This is a genomic window from Escherichia sp. 94.0001 (assembly GCF_013369155.2).
Taxonomy (GTDB): domain Bacteria; phylum Pseudomonadota; class Gammaproteobacteria; order Enterobacterales; family Enterobacteriaceae; genus Escherichia; species Escherichia coli_F.
The window spans coordinates 1-17,122 of record NZ_JABWMS020000079.1 but is presented as its reverse complement, the minus strand read 5'-3'; the positions used below and the strand labels follow the sequence as shown (position 1 = coordinate 17,122).

22 protein-coding genes and 1 pseudogene are annotated in these 17,122 nt (G+C 53.6%); 22 read left to right on the top strand and 1 reads right to left on the bottom strand.

Annotation, left to right across the window (positions count from 1 at the left end):
* Positions 1–54: 54 nt before the first annotated feature.
* From HEN33_RS22070 to HEN33_RS22050, 5 genes and pseudogenes are all read left to right on the top strand, one after another.
* A pseudogene (locus HEN33_RS22070) lies at positions 55–231 on the top strand (site-specific DNA-methyltransferase); the annotation flags it as partial.
* Positions 232–298: 67 nt separating this feature from the next.
* The gene (essD, locus tag HEN33_RS22065; RefSeq protein WP_000839596.1) at positions 299–514 is read left to right on the top strand and encodes a phage lysis protein EssD; all 216 of its coding nucleotides are present in this window, start codon (positions 299–301) and stop codon (positions 512–514) included.
* On the top strand, positions 514–1,011 hold the full coding sequence (gene rrrD, locus HEN33_RS22060; protein ID WP_024248019.1) for a lysozyme RrrD: 498 nt from the start codon (positions 514–516) through the stop codon (positions 1,009–1,011). The genes essD and rrrD overlap by 1 nt, the downstream gene beginning before the upstream one ends.
* Positions 1,008–1,475, top strand: a complete 468-nt coding sequence (locus tag HEN33_RS22055) for a lysis protein (protein WP_176263331.1) — start codon at positions 1,008–1,010, stop codon at positions 1,473–1,475. Before rrrD ends, HEN33_RS22055 begins: the two co-directional genes overlap by 4 nt.
* On the top strand, positions 1,463–1,615 hold the full coding sequence (locus tag HEN33_RS22050; protein WP_001139680.1) for a hypothetical protein: 153 nt from the start codon (positions 1,463–1,465) through the stop codon (positions 1,613–1,615). The genes HEN33_RS22055 and HEN33_RS22050 overlap by 13 nt, the downstream gene beginning before the upstream one ends.
* A 141-nt stretch (positions 1,616–1,756) precedes the next feature.
* Here HEN33_RS22050 and HEN33_RS22045 read toward each other — a convergent pair whose 3' ends face one another.
* The gene (locus tag HEN33_RS22045; RefSeq protein WP_001205130.1) at positions 1,757–1,933 is read right to left on the bottom strand and encodes a hypothetical protein; all 177 of its coding nucleotides are present in this window, start codon (positions 1,931–1,933) and stop codon (positions 1,757–1,759) included.
* A gap of 357 nt (positions 1,934–2,290) precedes the next feature.
* Here HEN33_RS22045 and HEN33_RS22040 point away from each other — a divergent pair, with 357 nt between their 5' ends.
* The 17 genes from HEN33_RS22040 to HEN33_RS21960 form a co-directional block, all read left to right on the top strand.
* A complete protein-coding gene (locus tag HEN33_RS22040; protein WP_000349509.1) occupies positions 2,291–2,782 on the top strand; it encodes a DUF1441 family protein in 492 nt (163 codons plus the stop codon).
* Positions 2,782–4,884 (top strand): phage terminase large subunit family protein, encoded by a 2,103-nt coding sequence (locus HEN33_RS22035; protein WP_000934133.1) that lies wholly within the window; start codon positions 2,782–2,784, stop codon positions 4,882–4,884. The genes HEN33_RS22040 and HEN33_RS22035 overlap by 1 nt, the downstream gene beginning before the upstream one ends.
* Entirely contained in the window at positions 4,881–5,093 is a 213-nt protein-coding gene (locus tag HEN33_RS22030; RefSeq protein WP_001072975.1) for a hypothetical protein, read from the top strand. Before HEN33_RS22035 ends, HEN33_RS22030 begins: the two co-directional genes overlap by 4 nt.
* Positions 5,093–6,601, top strand: coding sequence for a phage portal protein (locus HEN33_RS22025; RefSeq protein WP_000985953.1), 1,509 nt, complete (start codon positions 5,093–5,095; stop codon positions 6,599–6,601). Before HEN33_RS22030 ends, HEN33_RS22025 begins: the two co-directional genes overlap by 1 nt.
* A complete protein-coding gene (locus HEN33_RS22020; RefSeq protein WP_001136583.1) occupies positions 6,546–8,573 on the top strand; it encodes a ClpP-like prohead protease/major capsid protein fusion protein in 2,028 nt (675 codons plus the stop codon). Before HEN33_RS22025 ends, HEN33_RS22020 begins: the two co-directional genes overlap by 56 nt.
* An 86-nt stretch (positions 8,574–8,659) precedes the next feature.
* The gene (locus HEN33_RS22015; protein WP_124035317.1) at positions 8,660–8,983 is read left to right on the top strand and encodes a DUF2190 family protein; all 324 of its coding nucleotides are present in this window, start codon (positions 8,660–8,662) and stop codon (positions 8,981–8,983) included.
* Positions 8,976–9,251: a DNA breaking-rejoining protein gene (locus HEN33_RS22010; RefSeq protein ID WP_001283153.1), complete on the top strand. Its 276-nt coding sequence runs from the start codon at positions 8,976–8,978 to the stop codon at positions 9,249–9,251. Before HEN33_RS22015 ends, HEN33_RS22010 begins: the two co-directional genes overlap by 8 nt.
* Before the next feature lie 11 nt (positions 9,252–9,262).
* Complete coding sequence (locus HEN33_RS22005; RefSeq protein WP_000677106.1) at positions 9,263–9,841, top strand: phage tail protein; 579 nt, start codon at positions 9,263–9,265, stop codon at positions 9,839–9,841.
* Entirely contained in the window at positions 9,838–10,239 is a 402-nt protein-coding gene (locus tag HEN33_RS22000) for a phage minor tail U family protein (protein ID WP_001079419.1), read from the top strand. The genes HEN33_RS22005 and HEN33_RS22000 overlap by 4 nt, the downstream gene beginning before the upstream one ends.
* Before the next feature lie 10 nt (positions 10,240–10,249).
* Positions 10,250–10,993, top strand: a complete 744-nt coding sequence (locus HEN33_RS21995; protein ID WP_000211106.1) for a phage tail protein — start codon at positions 10,250–10,252, stop codon at positions 10,991–10,993.
* A 59-nt stretch (positions 10,994–11,052) separates the two neighbouring features.
* Positions 11,053–11,439, top strand: coding sequence for a phage tail assembly chaperone G (gpG, locus tag HEN33_RS21990; protein WP_044705590.1), 387 nt, complete (start codon positions 11,053–11,055; stop codon positions 11,437–11,439).
* Between the two features lie 8 nt (positions 11,440–11,447).
* A complete protein-coding gene (locus HEN33_RS21985; RefSeq protein WP_052970427.1) occupies positions 11,448–11,777 on the top strand; it encodes a phage tail assembly protein T in 330 nt (109 codons plus the stop codon).
* Positions 11,749–14,805: a phage tail tape measure protein gene (locus HEN33_RS21980; protein WP_176263332.1), complete on the top strand. Its 3,057-nt coding sequence runs from the start codon at positions 11,749–11,751 to the stop codon at positions 14,803–14,805. Before HEN33_RS21985 ends, HEN33_RS21980 begins: the two co-directional genes overlap by 29 nt.
* Positions 14,805–15,134: a phage tail protein gene (locus HEN33_RS21975; RefSeq protein WP_000447253.1), complete on the top strand. Its 330-nt coding sequence runs from the start codon at positions 14,805–14,807 to the stop codon at positions 15,132–15,134. The genes HEN33_RS21980 and HEN33_RS21975 overlap by 1 nt, the downstream gene beginning before the upstream one ends.
* Before the next feature lie 9 nt (positions 15,135–15,143).
* Entirely contained in the window at positions 15,144–15,842 is a 699-nt protein-coding gene (locus HEN33_RS21970) for a phage minor tail protein L (protein ID WP_133265851.1), read from the top strand.
* 5 nt (positions 15,843–15,847) lie between these two features.
* Entirely contained in the window at positions 15,848–16,591 is a 744-nt protein-coding gene (locus tag HEN33_RS21965; RefSeq protein ID WP_072751987.1) for a C40 family peptidase, read from the top strand.
* The coding region (locus tag HEN33_RS21960) for a tail assembly protein (protein WP_183083469.1) at positions 16,489–17,122 on the top strand (634 nt) is incomplete at its 3' end. The genes HEN33_RS21965 and HEN33_RS21960, both read left to right, overlap by 103 nt.

The window sequence follows — 17,122 nt, the reverse complement described above, 5'->3', positions numbered from 1 at the left end:
CTGGCAGCCTGAGTTCACAGATAAAACACTCTCCAGGAAAACCGGGGCGGTTCAAGGCAAATAATCAATGCCAGTAGTCGACCTGGTGATCTGGTTGCTGATTTTTTTATGGGATCCGGTTCCACAATAAAAGCAGCAATGGCGCTGGGGCGTCGGGCGTTAGGTGTTGAGCTTGAGTCAGAGCGGTTTAACCAGACAGTGAAAGAGATAAACGAGCTGGTGGGGAAATAATTTGGTGGCCACGTCAGGTGGCCTTTTTATTTCCATTACACAGCACCCGCATCTGCGAGGTGGGGTTATGAAATCCATGGATAAGTTAACAACGGGTGTCGCCTATGGCACCTCAGCAGGTAGTGCCGGTTACTGGTTTTTACAGCTGCTCGATAAAGTCACGCCCTCACAGTGGGCAGCAATAGGTGTGCTGGGTAGCCTGGTATTTGGCCTGCTGACGTACCTGACAAACCTTTATTTCAAGATTAAAGAAGATAAGCGCAAGGCTGCGAGAGGTGAATAATGCCTCCATCATTACGAAAAGCAGTTGCTGCTGCTATTGGTGGCGGAGCAATTGCTATAGCATCAGTGTTAATCACTGGCCCAAGTGGTGACGATGGCCTGGAAGGTGTCAGCTACATACCATACAAAGATATCGTTGGCGTATGGACTGTATGTCACGGACACACCGGAAAAGACATCATGCCCGGTAAAACGTATACCGAAGCAGAATGCAAAGCCCTCCTGAATAAAGACCTTGCCACGGTCGCCAGACAAATTAACCCGTACATCAAAGTCGATATACCGGAAACAACGCGCGGCGCTCTTTACTCGTTCGTCTACAACGTGGGTGCTGGCAATTTCAGAACATCGACGCTTCTTCGCAAAATAAACCAGGGCGATATTAAAGGCGCATGTGACCAGCTACGTCGCTGGATATACGCTGGCGGTAAGCAATGGAAAGGCCTGATGACTCGTCGTGAGATTGAGCGTGAAGTCTGTTTGTGGGGGCAACAATGAGCAGAGTAACCGCGATTATCTCCGCTCTGGTTATCTGCATCATCGTCTGCCTGTCGTGGGCGGTCAATCATTACCGTGATAACGCCATCGCCTACAAAGAACAGCGAGATAAAAAAGTCAGTGAGCTGAAGCAGGCGACCGCCACCATTACTGACATGCAGCAGCGCCAGCGTTCTGCTGATGCACTCGATGCTAAATACACGAAGGAGTTAGCTGATGCGAAAGCTGAAAATGATGCTCTTCGGCGCAAGCTTGATAATGGTGGTCGGGTGTTCGTCAAAGGAAAATGCCCTGTGCCATCCTCAGCCGAAACCTCCAGCACCTCCGGCATGGGCAATGATGCCACCGTCGAACTCTCTCCAGTTGCTGGACGAAACGTTCTCGGTATCCGGGACGGAATTATCCGCGACCAAACAGCACTGAGAACGCTTCAGGAATACATCAGGACGCAATGCCTTCGATGATAGCGATAATTTTACTCATCATCCTTCACATCTGGCTCTGTAGACAGGGTGGTGATCACTTCTGGAGTGAATCCAGATTAAACATCTCATTGCTGATGCTTGATATTGAGCATCTTGCGCGCGGTAAGGGGCTGCGTTGAGATAAGAGCCAGTCATTACAAATACCAGGATTTAGCCTCGCATTCGCGGGGCTTTTTATAGCCATTACAAAAGCCACTCCCTACAGAGTGGCTTTGATAATGGCTTATACCCTACACGGGATAGCTTAACTGATATCCCTTTTAACGGATAAAGGTATTCAAGCCTGACACATCATGCGCTGTATCGTCGCCGTATTCCCGTATTAACAGAGACCGTAGCCCGACGGGGAACTCCTTCTGCGCGAGTGTGCGGGAATAATCAAAAACGATGCACACCGGGTTTTTACCGCGTTTATGGTTCGCGGGTTTGTCCCTCATGCTCGCCAGTCCTGTGCGGGGGTGGAAGAAACAGGACACTTACACAGATTCTTGTGGGCACGATGCTATGCCTTTCTGGATTATCCCGATGCCATTCATGCAAGGCGTTGTATCAGACGTTCGTCAGAGCTGTCAGGCTGACGGGTCCTCCCGGTGGGGTGGCCTGCCACGGGGCGGGAGCGTCGCGGAAAAAGGCTAGTTTTTGCATTTTTATCGGCCACCATCATCTTTGCATCTTATTGATTATTAATGGTTGTTTGTTTTTTGTATGTCGAATTGAGTGTTTTTTGTTCGACATCGAACGCGTTTTCTTAAAGTTGTTCGCACGATGCATGTTTAAAGCTCTCCGGAGGAAATATGGATCATGAGTTGAAAAACCTGGTGCTGAATATTAATCAACTGGCGGCTTTATCTGGTCTGCACCGCCAGACTGTCGTGGCAAGACTGAAAAACATTCGTCCCGCTGGTGGACATGACAAACTCAAGCTATACCGGTTGACCGATATTCTGACTGAATTTATGGGGTTACCACCGCCGGTTGCTGAGGGCGAAATGGATCCACATGAACGCAAAGCCTGGTATCAGTCTGAACGTGAGCGTCTTAAGTTCGAACAGGAAACGGCACAACTCATTCCGGCCAGTGATGTCAGACGGGAGTTTGCCATCTGGGCAAAAGCGGTCGTGCAGGTGCTGGAGACATTACCGGATATTCTGGAACGTGACTGTGGTCTGCAGCCTGCCGCTGTGAGCCGTGTTCAGTCCATTATTGATGATCTGCGCGATCAGATAGCCCTGCGGGTGACCGAAGCAGGTGCGGATGATGAGGAGGAATTACAGCAGGAGGAGTAATGCTGAATCAGGAAACCGCAAAGGCAGCACGAACCGATTCAGGTTATATCCTTCGCGCACCGAGACGAATGCGGGTTGCTGATGCCGTTGCTCAGTATATGCGGGTGCCCATGGGGGCAGGGAACTCAGTCCCGTGGGATCCGCTGGTGGCACCGTATGTTATTGAGCCGATGAACTGCCTGGCCTCGCGTGAATACGACGCAGTGATATTTGTTGGCCCGGCACGAACCGGCAAGACTATCGGCCTGATTGACGGCTGGGTGATTTACAACGTGATTTGCGATCCTGCGGATATGCTGATCATTCAGATGACGGAGGAAAAAGCCCGCGAACACTCCAAAAAACGACTCGCCAGAACGTTTCGCGTCAGCCCGGAAGTGGTCAGTCGCCTGAGTCCGAACAAAAATGACAACAACGTTTATGACAGAACATTCCTTGCTGGCAACTACCTGAAAATCGGCTGGCCGTCAGTCAATATCATGTCCTCATCAGATTATAAATGCGTGGCGCTGACGGATTATGACCGTTTTCCGGAAGATATTGATGGCGAGGGGGATGCCTTCTCTCTTGCCTCAAAACGTACCACCACATTTATGTCCAGTGGTATGACGCTGGTGGAGAGTTCCCCCGGCAGGGATGTGAAGGATGTGAAATGGCGACGGACTTCACCGCATGAGGCTCCACCAACCACGGGGATACTGTCGCTCTATAACCGTGGCGATCGCCGTCGCTGGTACTGGCCCTGTCCACACTGTGGTGAGTATTTTCAGCCCTGCGGCGATGTGGTTGCTGGTTTCCGTGATATTGCCGATCCCGTGCTGGCAAGTGAGGCGGCTTATATTCAGTGTCCTTCCTGTTCAGGACGGATTATGCCTGAACAAAAACGTGAGCTGAACGGACGTGGGGTCTGGTTGCGGGATGGTGAATCCATCAATGCGGATGGCAGTCGTTATGGTGATCCCCGACGCTCACGTATTGCGTCATTCTGGATGGAGGGTCCGGCAGCTGCTTACCAGACACTCTCGCAACTCGTTTACAAACTGCTTACTGCAGAACAGGAATACGAGACAACCGGAAGTGAAGAAACACTCAAGACGGTTATCAATACCGACTGGGGATTACCTTATCTTCCCCGTGCCAGCATGGAGCAACGAAAAAGTGAACTGCTTGAGCAGCGGGCAGAGCCAGTTCCTTCCCGCAGTGTGCCGGATGGCGTTAATTTCCTTGTGGCGACAGTGGATGTGCAGGCGGGACGTCATCGCCGTTTTGTGGTTCAGGTAACGGGCTATGGCAGCCGTGGCGAACGCTGGATTATTGATCGTTACAACATCACGCAGTCATTGCGCGGTGACAGCGACGGGGAGAGCCAGCGAATTGATCCGGCCAGCTATCCGGAAGACTGGGATGTCCTGCTGACGGATGTTTTTCATAAAAGCTGGCCGCTGGCCTCCGATCCTTCTCAACAAATGCGACTGATGGCAATGGCGGTGGACTCCGGCGGTGAAGACGGGGTCACTGATAATGCCTATAAATTCTGGCGTCGTTGCCGTCGTGATGGCCTTGGTAAACGTATTTACCTGTTTAAGGGCGACAGCATCCGGCGCGCAAAACTGATCACCCGTACATTCCCTGATAACACCGGACGAACAGGCCGACGGGCGCAGGCCGCAGGTGATGTGCCGCTCTGGCTTCTTCAGACGGATGCCCTGAAAGACCGGGTGAATAACGCGTTATGGCGTGACTCTCCAGGTCCCGGCTATGTGCATTTCCCTGACTGGCTGGGGAGCTGGTTTTACGACGAACTGACGTATGAAGAGCGGAGTAGTGACGGGAAATGGAGTAAGCCGGGTCGCGGTGCCAACGAAGCTTTTGACCTGATGGTGTATGCCGAGGCTCTGGTCATTCTGCATGGATACGAAAAGATCCGCTGGCCGGATGCACCGGGGTGGGCGAGCCGGGAAACCTGGCTGGAGTGTGTCCCGGACAGTACCGAACCGTCACCCTCACCGGAACCGGTATCCACGCCTGTTAAAAAACAAAAACGGAAGAAAACAGTAACTGACGATGTTAACCCCTGGCTGACTTCCGGAGGATGGTTATGAACCAGAATGATATCGAAGCCATGATTCAGCGTTATACGGAAGCTGAAATGGCGGTGCTGGACGGAAAATCCGTCACCTTTAATGGTCAGCAGATGACCATGGAAAACTTATCTGAGATCCGGCAGGGACGGCAGGAGTGGGAGCGCCGCCTTGCGGCTCTGATTACACGACGACGGGGGCATCCCGGGTACCGGCTGGCGAGGTTCTGATGGCAATTCTTGATGATGTGATTGGCGTTTTTTCACCAGGATGGAAAGCGGCAAGGCTGCGTTCCCGTGCGGTGATCCAGGCTTATGAGGCCGTAAAAACGACGCGGACACACAAAGCCCGGCGGGAAAACCGAACTGCCGACCAGTTAAGCCAGTACGGGGCCGTGTCGTTACGTGAGCAGGCCCGTTACCTTGATAACAACCACGATCTGGTTATTGGTGTATTTGACAAGCTGGAAGAACGGGTGGTGGGGAAAAACGGGATTATTGTCGAGCCACATCCGGTATTACGCAATGGGGCCATTGCCCGTGATCTGGCAGCAGAGATACGCACCCGATGGAGTGAATGGTCTGTCAGTCCGGAAGTCACCGGGCAGTTTACCCGTCCGATGCTGGAACGTCTGATGCTGCGTACCTGGCTGCGCGATGGTGAGGTGTTTGCCCAGATGGTTTCCGGGCGCATAAACAGCCTGACGCCTTCTGCCGGTGTTCATTTCTGGCTGGAGGCGCTCGAGCCGGACTTTATTCCCATGACCAGTGATGAGAGCAACAGGCTGAATCAGGGCGTGTTTGTTGATGACTGGGGGCGTCCCGAAAAATATCTGGTGTATAAAAGCCGTCCCGTATCCGGGCGGCAGATGGAAACCAAAGAAGTGGATGCAGAGCGAATGCTGCATCTTAAATTTGTTCGCCGTCTGCACCAGATGCGCGGGACGTCTTTGTTGTCCGGTGTGCTGATCCGCCTCAGTGCCCTGAAAGAGTATGAAGATTCTGAGCTGACTGCAGCAAGGATCGCCGCTGCTCTGGGGATGTACATCCGGAAAGGCGACGGGCAGAGCTATGAACCGGATGGTAATGGCAGCAAGGAGAATGAACGCGAGCTTACCATTCAGCCAGGCATTATTTACGACGATCTGAAACCCGGCGAAGAAATCGGAATGGTGAAGTCGGATCGTCCCAATCCTAACCTTGAAACTTTTCGTAATGGTCAGTTGCGTGCCGTGGCGGCGGGCAGTCGTCTGAGTTTTTCCAGTACGGCACGCAACTATAACGGCACTTACAGCGCCCAGCGTCAGGAACTGGTTGAGTCTACTGATGGCTACCTGATCCTGCAGGACTGGTTTATTGGTGCCGTCACCCGCCCGATGTATCGTGCCTGGCTGAAACAGGCTGTGGCATCCGGTGTTATCAGGCTACCCCGCGATCTTGACCGTTCTTCACTGTATACCGCGGTGTATTCCGGACCAGTGATGCCGTGGATTGACCCTGTTAAGGAGGCTGAGGCCTGGAAAATCCAGATTCGTGGTGGAGCGGCGACAGAATCAGACTGGGTACGTGCTGGTGGTCGTAATCCGGATGATGTCAAACGTCGGCGCAAGGCCGAAATTGATGAAAACCGCAAGCTGGATCTGGTATTTGATACCGATCCAGCCAGTGATAAAGGAGGCAGCAGTGCCGCAACGAAACGACAGGAGCCGCAGCATACCGACGACCAGTCCGAAGAATAATTCCTGGTTCAGGATGCAGGCTGGTCACCAGAGTGACGCGGATATTTATATTTATGACGAGATTGGTTTCTGGGGTGTTACAGCGAAGCAGTTTATCAGTGATCTGAATGCACTGGGCGATATCACCCACATTAATCTCCATATTAATTCACCGGGTGGCGATGTCTTTGAAGGCATCGCCATTTTTAATGCGCTGAAAACACATGGTGCGTCCATTACCGTTTATGTCGACGGTGTGGCGGCGTCAATGGCGTCGGTCATTGCGATGGTGGGAAACCCGGTCATTATGCCGGAAAACACCTTCATGATGATTCATAAACCATTTGGCTTTACGGGCGGTGATGCGGAGGACATGCGCACCTATGCCGACCTGCTCGATAAGGTTGAGGCGGTTCTGTTACCCGCTTATGCACAGAAAACCGGGAAAACCACCGATGAAATTGCTGCCATGCTGGCGGATGAGACCTGGATGTCCGGTGCCGAATGTCTGGCACATGGATTTGCTGATCAGGTAACGCCAGCCGTTAAGGCAATGGCATGTATTCAGTCAAAACGTACAGAGGAATTTAAAAAGATGCCGGAATCCATTCGAAACATGATTACTCCGCCACGCAACAGTGCTCCACGCGTACAGGATGATGAACCTGCAGCCTCCCGGACGCCAGTGCAGGCAGCAGCACCCGTGGTGGATGAAAACAGTATCCGTGCGCAGGTACTGGCAGAGCAAAAAGCGCGTGTAAACGGTATTAATGATCTGTTTGCCATGTTTGGCGGGCGTTATCAGACGCTGCAGGCTCAGTGTCTTGCCGATCCTGAATGTTCGCTGGAGCGGGCCCGCGAAAAGCTGTTGAACGAGATGGGGCGCGAGTCCACGCCATCCAATAAAAATACCCCGGCTCATATTTATGCCGGTAACGGTAATTTTGTGGGGGACGGGATCCGCCAGGCGCTGATGGCGCGTGCCGGATTTGAAAAAACCGAACGTGATAATGTCTACAACGGGATGACCCTGCGTGAATATGCCCGTATGTCACTGACTGAACGGGGTATTGGGGTTTCCAGTTATAACCCGATGCAGATGGTCGGTGCGGCGTTTACACACAGTACGTCTGACTTCGGTAATATTCTGCTGGATGTTGCGAACAAAGCCATTCTGCAGGGCTGGGAAGATGCCCCTGAAACCTATGAACAGTGGACGCGGAAAGGTCAGTTGTCTGATTTTAAAATTGCCCATCGTGTGGGTATGGGGGGCTTCAGTGCTCTGCGTCAGGTGCGTGAAGGGGCGGAATATAAATACGTCACCACCGGAGATAAACAGGCCACTATTGCACTGGCGACCTATGGCGAGCTGTTCAGTATCACCCGTCAGGCCATTATCAATGATGATCTGAACATGCTGACCGATGTCCCGATGAAACTGGGCCGTGCGGCGAAATCCACTATTGCCGATCTGGTTTATGCCATTCTGACGTCTAACCCGAAAATCTCCACAGATAATGTAAGTCTGTTCGATAAAGCGAAACATGCAAACGTACTGGAGAGCGCTGCAATGGACGTGGCATCGCTGGATAAAGCCCGCCAGTTGATGCGCGTTCAGAAAGAGGGGGAGCGTCATCTGAATATTCGTCCTGCGTTCGTACTGGTACCGACGGCGATGGAGTCTGTTGCTAACCAGGTCATTCGCTCCTCAAGTGTCAAGGGGGCTGACATTAACGCCGGTATTATTAACCCGGTGAAAGATTTTGCGACCGTTATTGCAGAGCCTCGTCTTGATGATAACAGCCAGACCACCTTCTACCTGGCTGCGTCAAAAGGCTCCGATACGATTGAAGTGGCTTATCTCAACGGTGTGGATACGCCATATATTGATCAGATGGAGGGCTTCAGTGTGGATGGCGTGACAACGAAAGTGCGTATTGACGCCGGTGTCGCGCCAGTTGATCACCGCGGTCTGGTGAAATGTACGGCGTAAACGTCGCAGACAACAACTCTGATGGCCCGTAAGGGCTTTTTTTGTACCTGAAATCAGCCCCTGAACGGGGCTGTGCGGAGACAGTTATGGCAAAGAATTTTGTAGAAGAAGGAAAAACGGTGGCGATTGTTGCCAGTGCAGCCATCAGCAGCGGAGAGCTGGTGCAGGTGGGTGATGTTTTTGCGGTGGCACTGACCGATATTCCACAGGGTGAAACAGGCGACGGCCTGACCGAAGGTGTGTTTATGCTGCCTAAGCTAAAAACGGATGACATGAAAACGGGTAAGAAGGTTTATCTGAAGTCCGGAAAAGTTCAGCTGACTAACAGCGGCTCTGATCCGCTGGTCGGGGTTGTCTGGGCAGATGCCGGAACCAGTGCAGAAGAAGTGCCGGTAAAACTCAATGTCTGATCCCTTTTCCCGGCTGGCAGCGCGTATGGATGCGATCACGGTCAGAAAGATGGGAAAGACAGCCTCGATTAATGATGTCGATATGACTGTGATCCCGGGAGAAACACTGGCAGAGCTGAATGCTCTGTCCGGACCTGCGGTATCTCTGGTGGTGTTTTCTTCGGGATACCGCCCACGGCGCGGGGATCGCGTTGTTTATGACGGACAACAATGGACGGTCACACGGCATGAACGCTTTAACGGTAAGCCAATGATCTTTATTGAGTAAAGAGGTGTGGGATGAAGGGGCTTGAGAATGCCATCCGCAATCTGAACAGCCTTGATACCCGTATGGTGCCACAGGCCAGCGCATGGGCGATAAACCGTGTGGCACAGAAAGCGGTCTCGGTTGCCACCCGGCAGGTTGCCGGGAATACCGTTGCGGGAGATAACCAGGTGAAAGGGATCCCCCTGAAACTGGTACGTCAACGTGTCCGGGTGTTTAAAGCCAGTCCGTCAGGAAAAATGACGGCCAGGATCCGCGTTAACCGGGGCAATCTGCCCGCCATTAAGCTGGGGACAGCCCGGGTCAGACTGGCCCGGCGTGGTGGAAAACTGCAGTACCGTGGCAGTGTGCTGAAGGTGGGTAAATATCTTTTCCGGGATGCGTTTATTCAGCAACTGGCGAATGGTCGCTGGCATGTGATGCGGCGTATTGATGGCAAAAATCGTTACCCCATTGATGTGGTGAAAATCCCGTTGTCCGGACCGCTGACACAGGCATTTGAAGATGCCCGCGACCGCATCATTGCTGCGGAAATGCCGAAACAGCTGGGGTATGCACTGAAACAACAACTGAGGTTATGGCTGACCCGATGAACCGACATACACAAATCCGCCAGGTCGTACTGGCACGCCTTCGGGAACAGTGTGGAGACAGCGCCACGTTTTTTGACGGGCTTCCGGCATTTGTTGATGCGCAGGAACTGCCTGCCGTGGCGGTGTGGCTGAGTGATGCTCAGTACACCGGAAAAATGACGGATGAAGATGACTGGCAGGCTGTTCTGCATATTGCTGTCTTCATCCGGGCACAGGCACCGGATTCAGAGCTGGATATGTGGATGGAGAGCACCATTTTCCCGGCCCTGAATGATGTACCGGCACTTTCCGGACTCATCGACACCCTGATCCCACTCGGTTTTAACTATCAACGTGATAATGAGATGGCCACCTGGGCGATGGCGGAAATCACGTACCAGATCACGTACACGAATTAAGGAGGTGGCAATGACCACACCAAATCCACTGGCAAAAACGAAAGGTGCGGGAACGACGTTCTGGATGTACACCGGCAAGGGCGATGCGTTTGCGAACCCTTTATCGGACACTGACTGGCTGCGTCTTGCGATGGTGAAGGATCTGCAACCTGGCGAAATGACCGCTGATGCAGAAGATGACACTTATCTCGATGATGAAGATGCAGACTGGAAAACGACAACCCAGGGGCAGAAATCCGTCGGTGATACTTCGGCGACGCTGGCTTGGCGTCCGGGTGACAGCGGGCAGAAAAAACTGGTTCAGTTGTTCGACTCCGGTGAAGTCTGCGCGTTTCGTATCAAATATCCCAACGGTACTGTTGATGTTTTCCGTGGCTGGCTGAGTTCACTGGGTAAAACCATTGCCTCAAAAGACGTGATGACCCGCACCGTGAAAATCAGCGGTGTGGGGCGTCCATATCTGGCAGAGGAGGGCACTGAAACCGTGGGCGTTACCGGGCTGACGGTGGCACCGGCATCCGCCAGTGTCAATGTGGGAGCAACCACCACGCTGACCTTTACAGTAAAACCTGACGGAGCCAGTGACAAAGCGATCAGTGTGCATTCGACAGATCCACAGACAGCCACGGTGACCCTGAACGGACTTGTGGCCACGGTGAAAGGCGTGAAGCAGGGCAGCGTCAGCATTGTGGGCATGACTTCTGACGGCGATTTTGTGGCAGTGGCTACGGTGGCTGTCAGCGCCGCAGGTTAACAGGATGATACTCATCATTTGCCCCGGTTATCCGGGGTTTTTTGCAGGTGGAGAATATGATGTTTCTGAAACAGGGCACGTTTAATTATGAAAAACAGTCCGTGGTGCTCAGTGAGCTGTCCGGGCTGCAGAGAATTGAATATCTGGCGTTTGTTCAGCAGCGAACGGCAAAGTTTGATGCCGGGGAGGGAGAACTGCCGGAGGCTGAACGACAGATTGCTTTTCTGCGGATGGGGATTGATATCAATGCCTGGCTGGTTTCCCGCTCACTGTGGAATGCGGATCAGTCTAAGGATGTAGAGACGCTTTGCGCATCCGTTATTACAACATGGTCGTATGATGCCCTGGGTGCGGGGGCGGAGATGGTTCTGTCGCTAAGCGGTATGGGGGCCATTGATAATGCCGGGGATGATGAGCATGAGGCGCTGATGCCGGAAAAGTCCTGACGCGGGAAATGCAGTTTGTCATGCGGCTTGCCCGGGAGTTCCGGCGGGCAGACTGGCGGCGGATGCTGTCGGAAATGTCAGCCACTGAGCTTGGTGAGTGGGGCGATTATTTCCGGATGCAGAGCTTCAGTGATGTGTGGATGGATGCGCAGTTTGCCTCGCTGAAGGCATTGATCGTGAGAATGGTGTCCGGCAGCAATGATGCTGCGGTGGCTGATTTCAGCCTTTTACCGGAAGAGAACGGGATACCGGAGCGAACGGACGAAGAACTGATGCATCTTGGGGAAGGTATTTCCGGAGGTGTGCGTTATGGACCAGATAGCCAACCTGGTCATTGATTTGGGGATTGATGCGGCAGAGTTTAAAAATGAAATTCCCCGTATCAAAAACCTTCTGAATGGTGCAGCCAGCGATGCAGAACGGTCTTCTGCCCGTATGCAGCGTTTTATGGAGCGTCAGACTCAGGCCGCCCGGCAGACAACGCAGGCGGCTTCTTCGGCTGCAACAGCCGCATCCGTCCATGCGCAGACGGTGGAGAAGAACGCACAGGCTCATGAACGCATGGCCCGCGAGGTGGAGAAAACCCGCCAGCGCATGGAGGCACTGAGCCAGAAAATGCGCGAGGAACAGGCGCAGGCCATGGCTCTGGCGGAGGCTCAGGATAAAGCGGCTGCTGCGTTTTATCGTCAGATTGACAGTGTGAAACAGGCCGGTGCGGGGCTGCAGGAATTACAGCGTATTCAGCAGCAGATCCGACAGGCCAGAAACAGTGGCGGGATTGGTCAGCAGGATTATCTGGCGCTGATTTCTGAGGTTACGGCGAAAACCCGTGTTCTTACACAGGCTGAGGAAGAGGCTACCCGACAGAAAGTGGCGTTTATCCGTCAGCTTAAAGAGCAGGCAACCCGCCAGAATCTTTCATCTTCTGAGTTGCTTCGTGCTAAGGCTGCCCAGCTGGGGGTAAGCAGTGCTGCAGAAGTGTATATCCGCAAAATGGAGCAGGCAGGAAAAGCCACGCATTCGCTGGGTCTGAAAAGTGCAGCGGCCCGCCAGGAGATAGGCGTTCTGATAGGTGAACTGGCCCGCGGCAATTTAGGGGCGCTGAGGGGATCCGGGATAACGCTGGCTAACCGTGCCGGATGGATAGACACACTGATGTCACCGAAAGGCATGATGCTTGGCGGGGTTATTGGCGGTATTGCCGCGGCTGTCTATGGTCTGGGTAAAGCCTGGTATGACGGTCAGAAGGAGGGGGAAGAATTTAACCGCCAGCTGTCGCTGACGGGGCATTATGCCGGAGTCACTGCCGGGCAGCTGTGGACGCTCAGTCGTGCTATTTCCGGGAATGGTATCACGCAACATGCTGCAGCCGGTGCGCTGGCTCAGGTGGTGGGGAGTGGTGCATTTCGTGGAAACGATATCGGTATGGTGGCGAGAGCTGCCGCACAGATGGAGCGATCGGTTGGCCAGTCGGTCAGCGATACCATAAGTCAGTTTAAGCGGCTGAAGGATGATCCTGTAAATGCCGCGAAGGCTCTGGACAATGAGCTGCATTTTCTTACTGCCACTCAGCTTGAGCAGATACGCGTCCTTGGGGAACAGGGGCGGTCCAGTGATGCGGCACGGATAGCCATGTCTGCACTGGCAGAGGAAACCGGTCGGCGTACTGCGGATATTGATAATAACCTCAATGCGCTGGGCAGTACGCTGAAGTATCTGTCTGATTTATGGAGTCGTTTCTGGGATGCGGCCATGAATATTGGTCGTGAAGACTCGCTGGATGAACAGATTTCCGCTTTACAGGAGAAAGTGTCGCGGGCGAAAAGACTCCCCTGGACGGCATCATCTTCTCAGGTTGAGTACGATCAGCAGCGTCTTAACGAGCTTCAGGAAAAAAAACGCCAGAAGGATTTGCAGGATGCAAAAGAGCAGGCAGAGCGGAATTATCAGGAGCAACAGAAACGCCGTAATGCTGAAAATGCTGCACTGAACCGGATGAATGAAACGGAAGCAGCACGACATCAGCGTGAAATTGCGCGTATTAATGCCATGCAGTACGCCGATCAGACTGTCAGGGATGCGGCGATACAACGTGAAAATGAACGTTACGAGAAAGCCCTGGCATCCGGTAAGAAAAAAACACGCGAAACCCGTAATGATGAGGCCACCCGGTTATTGCTGCAGTACAGTCAGCAACAGGCACAGGTGGAAGGACAGATTGCTGCTGCCAGACAGTCAGCAGGCATTGCCACGGAAAGGATGACAGAAGCGCATAAACAGCTTCTGGCTCTGCAGCAGCGCATCAGCGACCTGGACGGGAAAAAACTGACGGAAGATGAAAAGAGTGTGCTGGCCCGTAAAGATGAACTGATTCAGGCACTGACACTGCTGGATGTAAAACAGCAGGAGCTTCAGAAACAGACGGCACTCAACGAGCTGAAGAAAAAAACAATTCAGCTGACCAGTCAACTGGCTGAAGAAGAGCGTGCTCAGCGTCAACAACATAATCTGGATATCGCCACGGTGGGTATGGGTGATCAGCAGCGGCAGCGATATCAGGTACAACTGAGTCTTCGTCAGAAATACCAGCAACAGCTGGAGCAGTTGAGGCGGGATAGTGAGCAGAAAGGGACATATAACACGGATGACTACAGAAAGGCCGAGCAGGCGCTGACGGAGAGCCTGAACCGACAACTGAATGAGAATCGCCGTTACTGGCAACAGCTTGAAATTGCTCAGGGTAACTGGAAAAACGGAGTCCTGCGTGCACTCCAGAATGTCACTGAGAATGCGGATAACACAGCCTGGACAGTGGAACAGTTGTTCACGTCTGCGTTCAGTAGCATGAGTGACTGGCTGGCGACATTCTGTACTACAGGCAAACTCAATTTCAAATCTTTTACTTCTTCTGTGCTGTCAGATATGTCCAGAATCATGGCTCAGATAGCTTTAATGAAAGCGGTAAAAGGCATTGCTTCCGCGCTGCCTTTTGATTTTGTAGCCAATGCTGATGGCGGTGTTTATCAGTCGGCTGATTTGAGTCGCTACAGTGGCACGGTGGTTAACCGTCCGACGTTTTTTGCTTTTGCAAAAGGCGCGGGTGTGATGGGGGAAGCGGGACCTGAAGCCATTCTGCCACTGCGTCGTGGTGCTGACGGTAAGCTGGGGGTTGTGGCGGATATTGGTGGTTCAGGTATGGCGATGTTTGCCCCGCAGTACAACATTGAGATCAATAACGATGGCACGAACGGGCAGATAGGTCCGGCTGCCCTGAAGGTGGTTTATGACCTTGGGAAAAAAGCGGCAGCGGACTTTATGCAACAGCAGGCCCGTGATGGTGGTCGGTTAAGTGGAGCATATCGGTAATGGAGACGTTTCACTGGAAAGTGCGCCCGGATATGAATGTGGTATCAGAGCCGAAAGTGGTGACAGTGAAGCTGGGCGATGGTTATGAACAGCGTCGTGCGGCGGGACTGAATAACCAGTTGTCGACTTACAGCGTGACGATACGTGTTCGTAAATGTGAACACCCATCTTTAAAAGCCTTTCTGGAACGGCACGGTGGCGTCCGCGCATTTCAGTGGACGCCACCTTATGACTGGAAACCGATTAGGGTGGTTTGTCGTAAATGGTCGGCAAGCGTGGGGGCGCTGTGGGTAACCATAACGGCAGATTTTGAACAGGTCGTGGCATAGGAGGCTCTGATGCAGGATATTCCACAGGAAACACATCATGAGACGACACGCCTCACTCAGTCAGCCCAGGTGGTGCTCTGGGAAATCGATCTGACAGAGGTCGGTGGTGAACGTTATTTTTTCTGTAATGAGCAGAACGAAAAAGGTGAGCCGGTTACCTGGCAGGGGCGGCAGTATCAGGCATACCCCATTCAGGGGACAGGATTTGAACTGAACGGCAAGGGCAGTGCTGCCCGTCCGACACTGACGGTTTCTAACCTGCACGGCATGGTCACGGGGATGGCGGAAGACCTGCAGAGTCTGGTCGGCGGAACGGTGGTCAGGCGTAAGGTTTACGCCCGTTTTCTGGATGCGGTGAACTTCGTCAACAGAAACAGCGACGCCGATCCGGAGCAGGAGGTGATCAGCCGCTGGCGCATCGAGCAGTGCAGCGAACTGAGTGCGGTCAGTGCCTCCTTTGTGTTGTCCACACCGACGGAAACGGATGGTGCTGTTTTTCCGGGGCGTATCATGCTGGCCAACACCTGCACCTGGACCTATCGCGGTGATGAGTGCGGTTATCACGGTCCGGCTGTCGCGGATGAATATGACCAGCCGACGTCCGATATCACGAAGGATAAATGCAGCAAATGCCTGAGTGGCTGTAAGTTCCGCAATAATGTCAGCAACTTTGGCGGCTTCCTTTCCATTAACAAACTTTCGCAGTAAATCCCATGACACAGACAGAATCAGCGATTCTGGCGCACGCCCGGCGATGTGCGCCAGCGGAGTCGTGCGGCTTCGTGGTGAGAACACCGGAAGGGGAAAGATATTTTCCCTGCGTGAATATCTCCGGTGAGCCGGAGGAGTATTTCCGGATGTCGCCGGAGGACTGGCTGCGGGCAGAGATGCAGGGTGAGATTGTGGCGCTGGTCCACAGCCACCCCGGTGGTCTGCCCTGGCTGAGTGAGGCTGACCGGCGGCTGCAGGTGCAGAGTGATTTGCCGTGGTGGCTGGTCTGCCGGGGTGAGATTCATAAATTCCGCTGTGTGCCGCATCTCACCGGGCGGCGCTTTGAGCACGGGGTGACGGACTGTTACACGCTGTTCCGGGATGCTTACCATCTGGCGGGGATTGAGATGCCGGATTTTCATCGTGAGGATGACTGGTGGCGTCACGGTCAGAATCTCTATCTGGATAATCTGGAGGCAACGGGGCTATATCAGGTGCCGTTGTCAGCGGCGCAGCCGGGCGATGTGCTGCTGTGCTGTTTTGGTTCATCGGTGCCGAATCATGCCGCCATTTACTGTGGTGACGGCGAGCTGCTGCACCATATTCCTGAACAACTGAGCAAACGAGAGAGGTATACCGACAAATGGCAGCGACGCACACACTCCCTCTGGCGTCACCGGGCATGGCACGCATCTGCCTTTACGGGGATTTGCAACGATTTGGCCGCTGCATCGACCTTCGTGTGAAAACGGGGGCCGAAGCCATCCGGGCGCTGGCCACACAGCTCCCGGCGTTTCGTCAGAAACTGAATGAGGGCTGGTATCAGGTGCGCATTGCCGGGCGTGATGCAGGCGAAAATGAATTATCTGCCCGTCTTAATGAGCCGCTGGCAAATGGTGCCGTGATCCACATCGTGCCGCGTCTGGCGGGAGCTAAAAGTGGCGGTGTGTTTCAGGTGGTGCTTGGGGCGGCGCTGATTGCGGTGGCATGGTGGAATCCTGTGGGCTGGCTGGGTGCCGCGGCTGTATCGGGCATGTATGCGGCAGGGGCCAGTATGATCCTGGGCGGAGTGGCGCAGATGCTGGCACCGAAAGCCAGGACGCCCACGGCAGCCAGTACAGATAACGGCAAACAGAACACGTATTTCTCCTCACTGGATAACATGGTTGCCCAGGGCAATGTTCTGCCCGTTCTGTACGGTGAAATGCGCGTGGGGTCGCGGGTGGTTTCTCAGGAGATCAGCACGGCAGACGAAGGGGATGGTGGTCAGGTTGTGG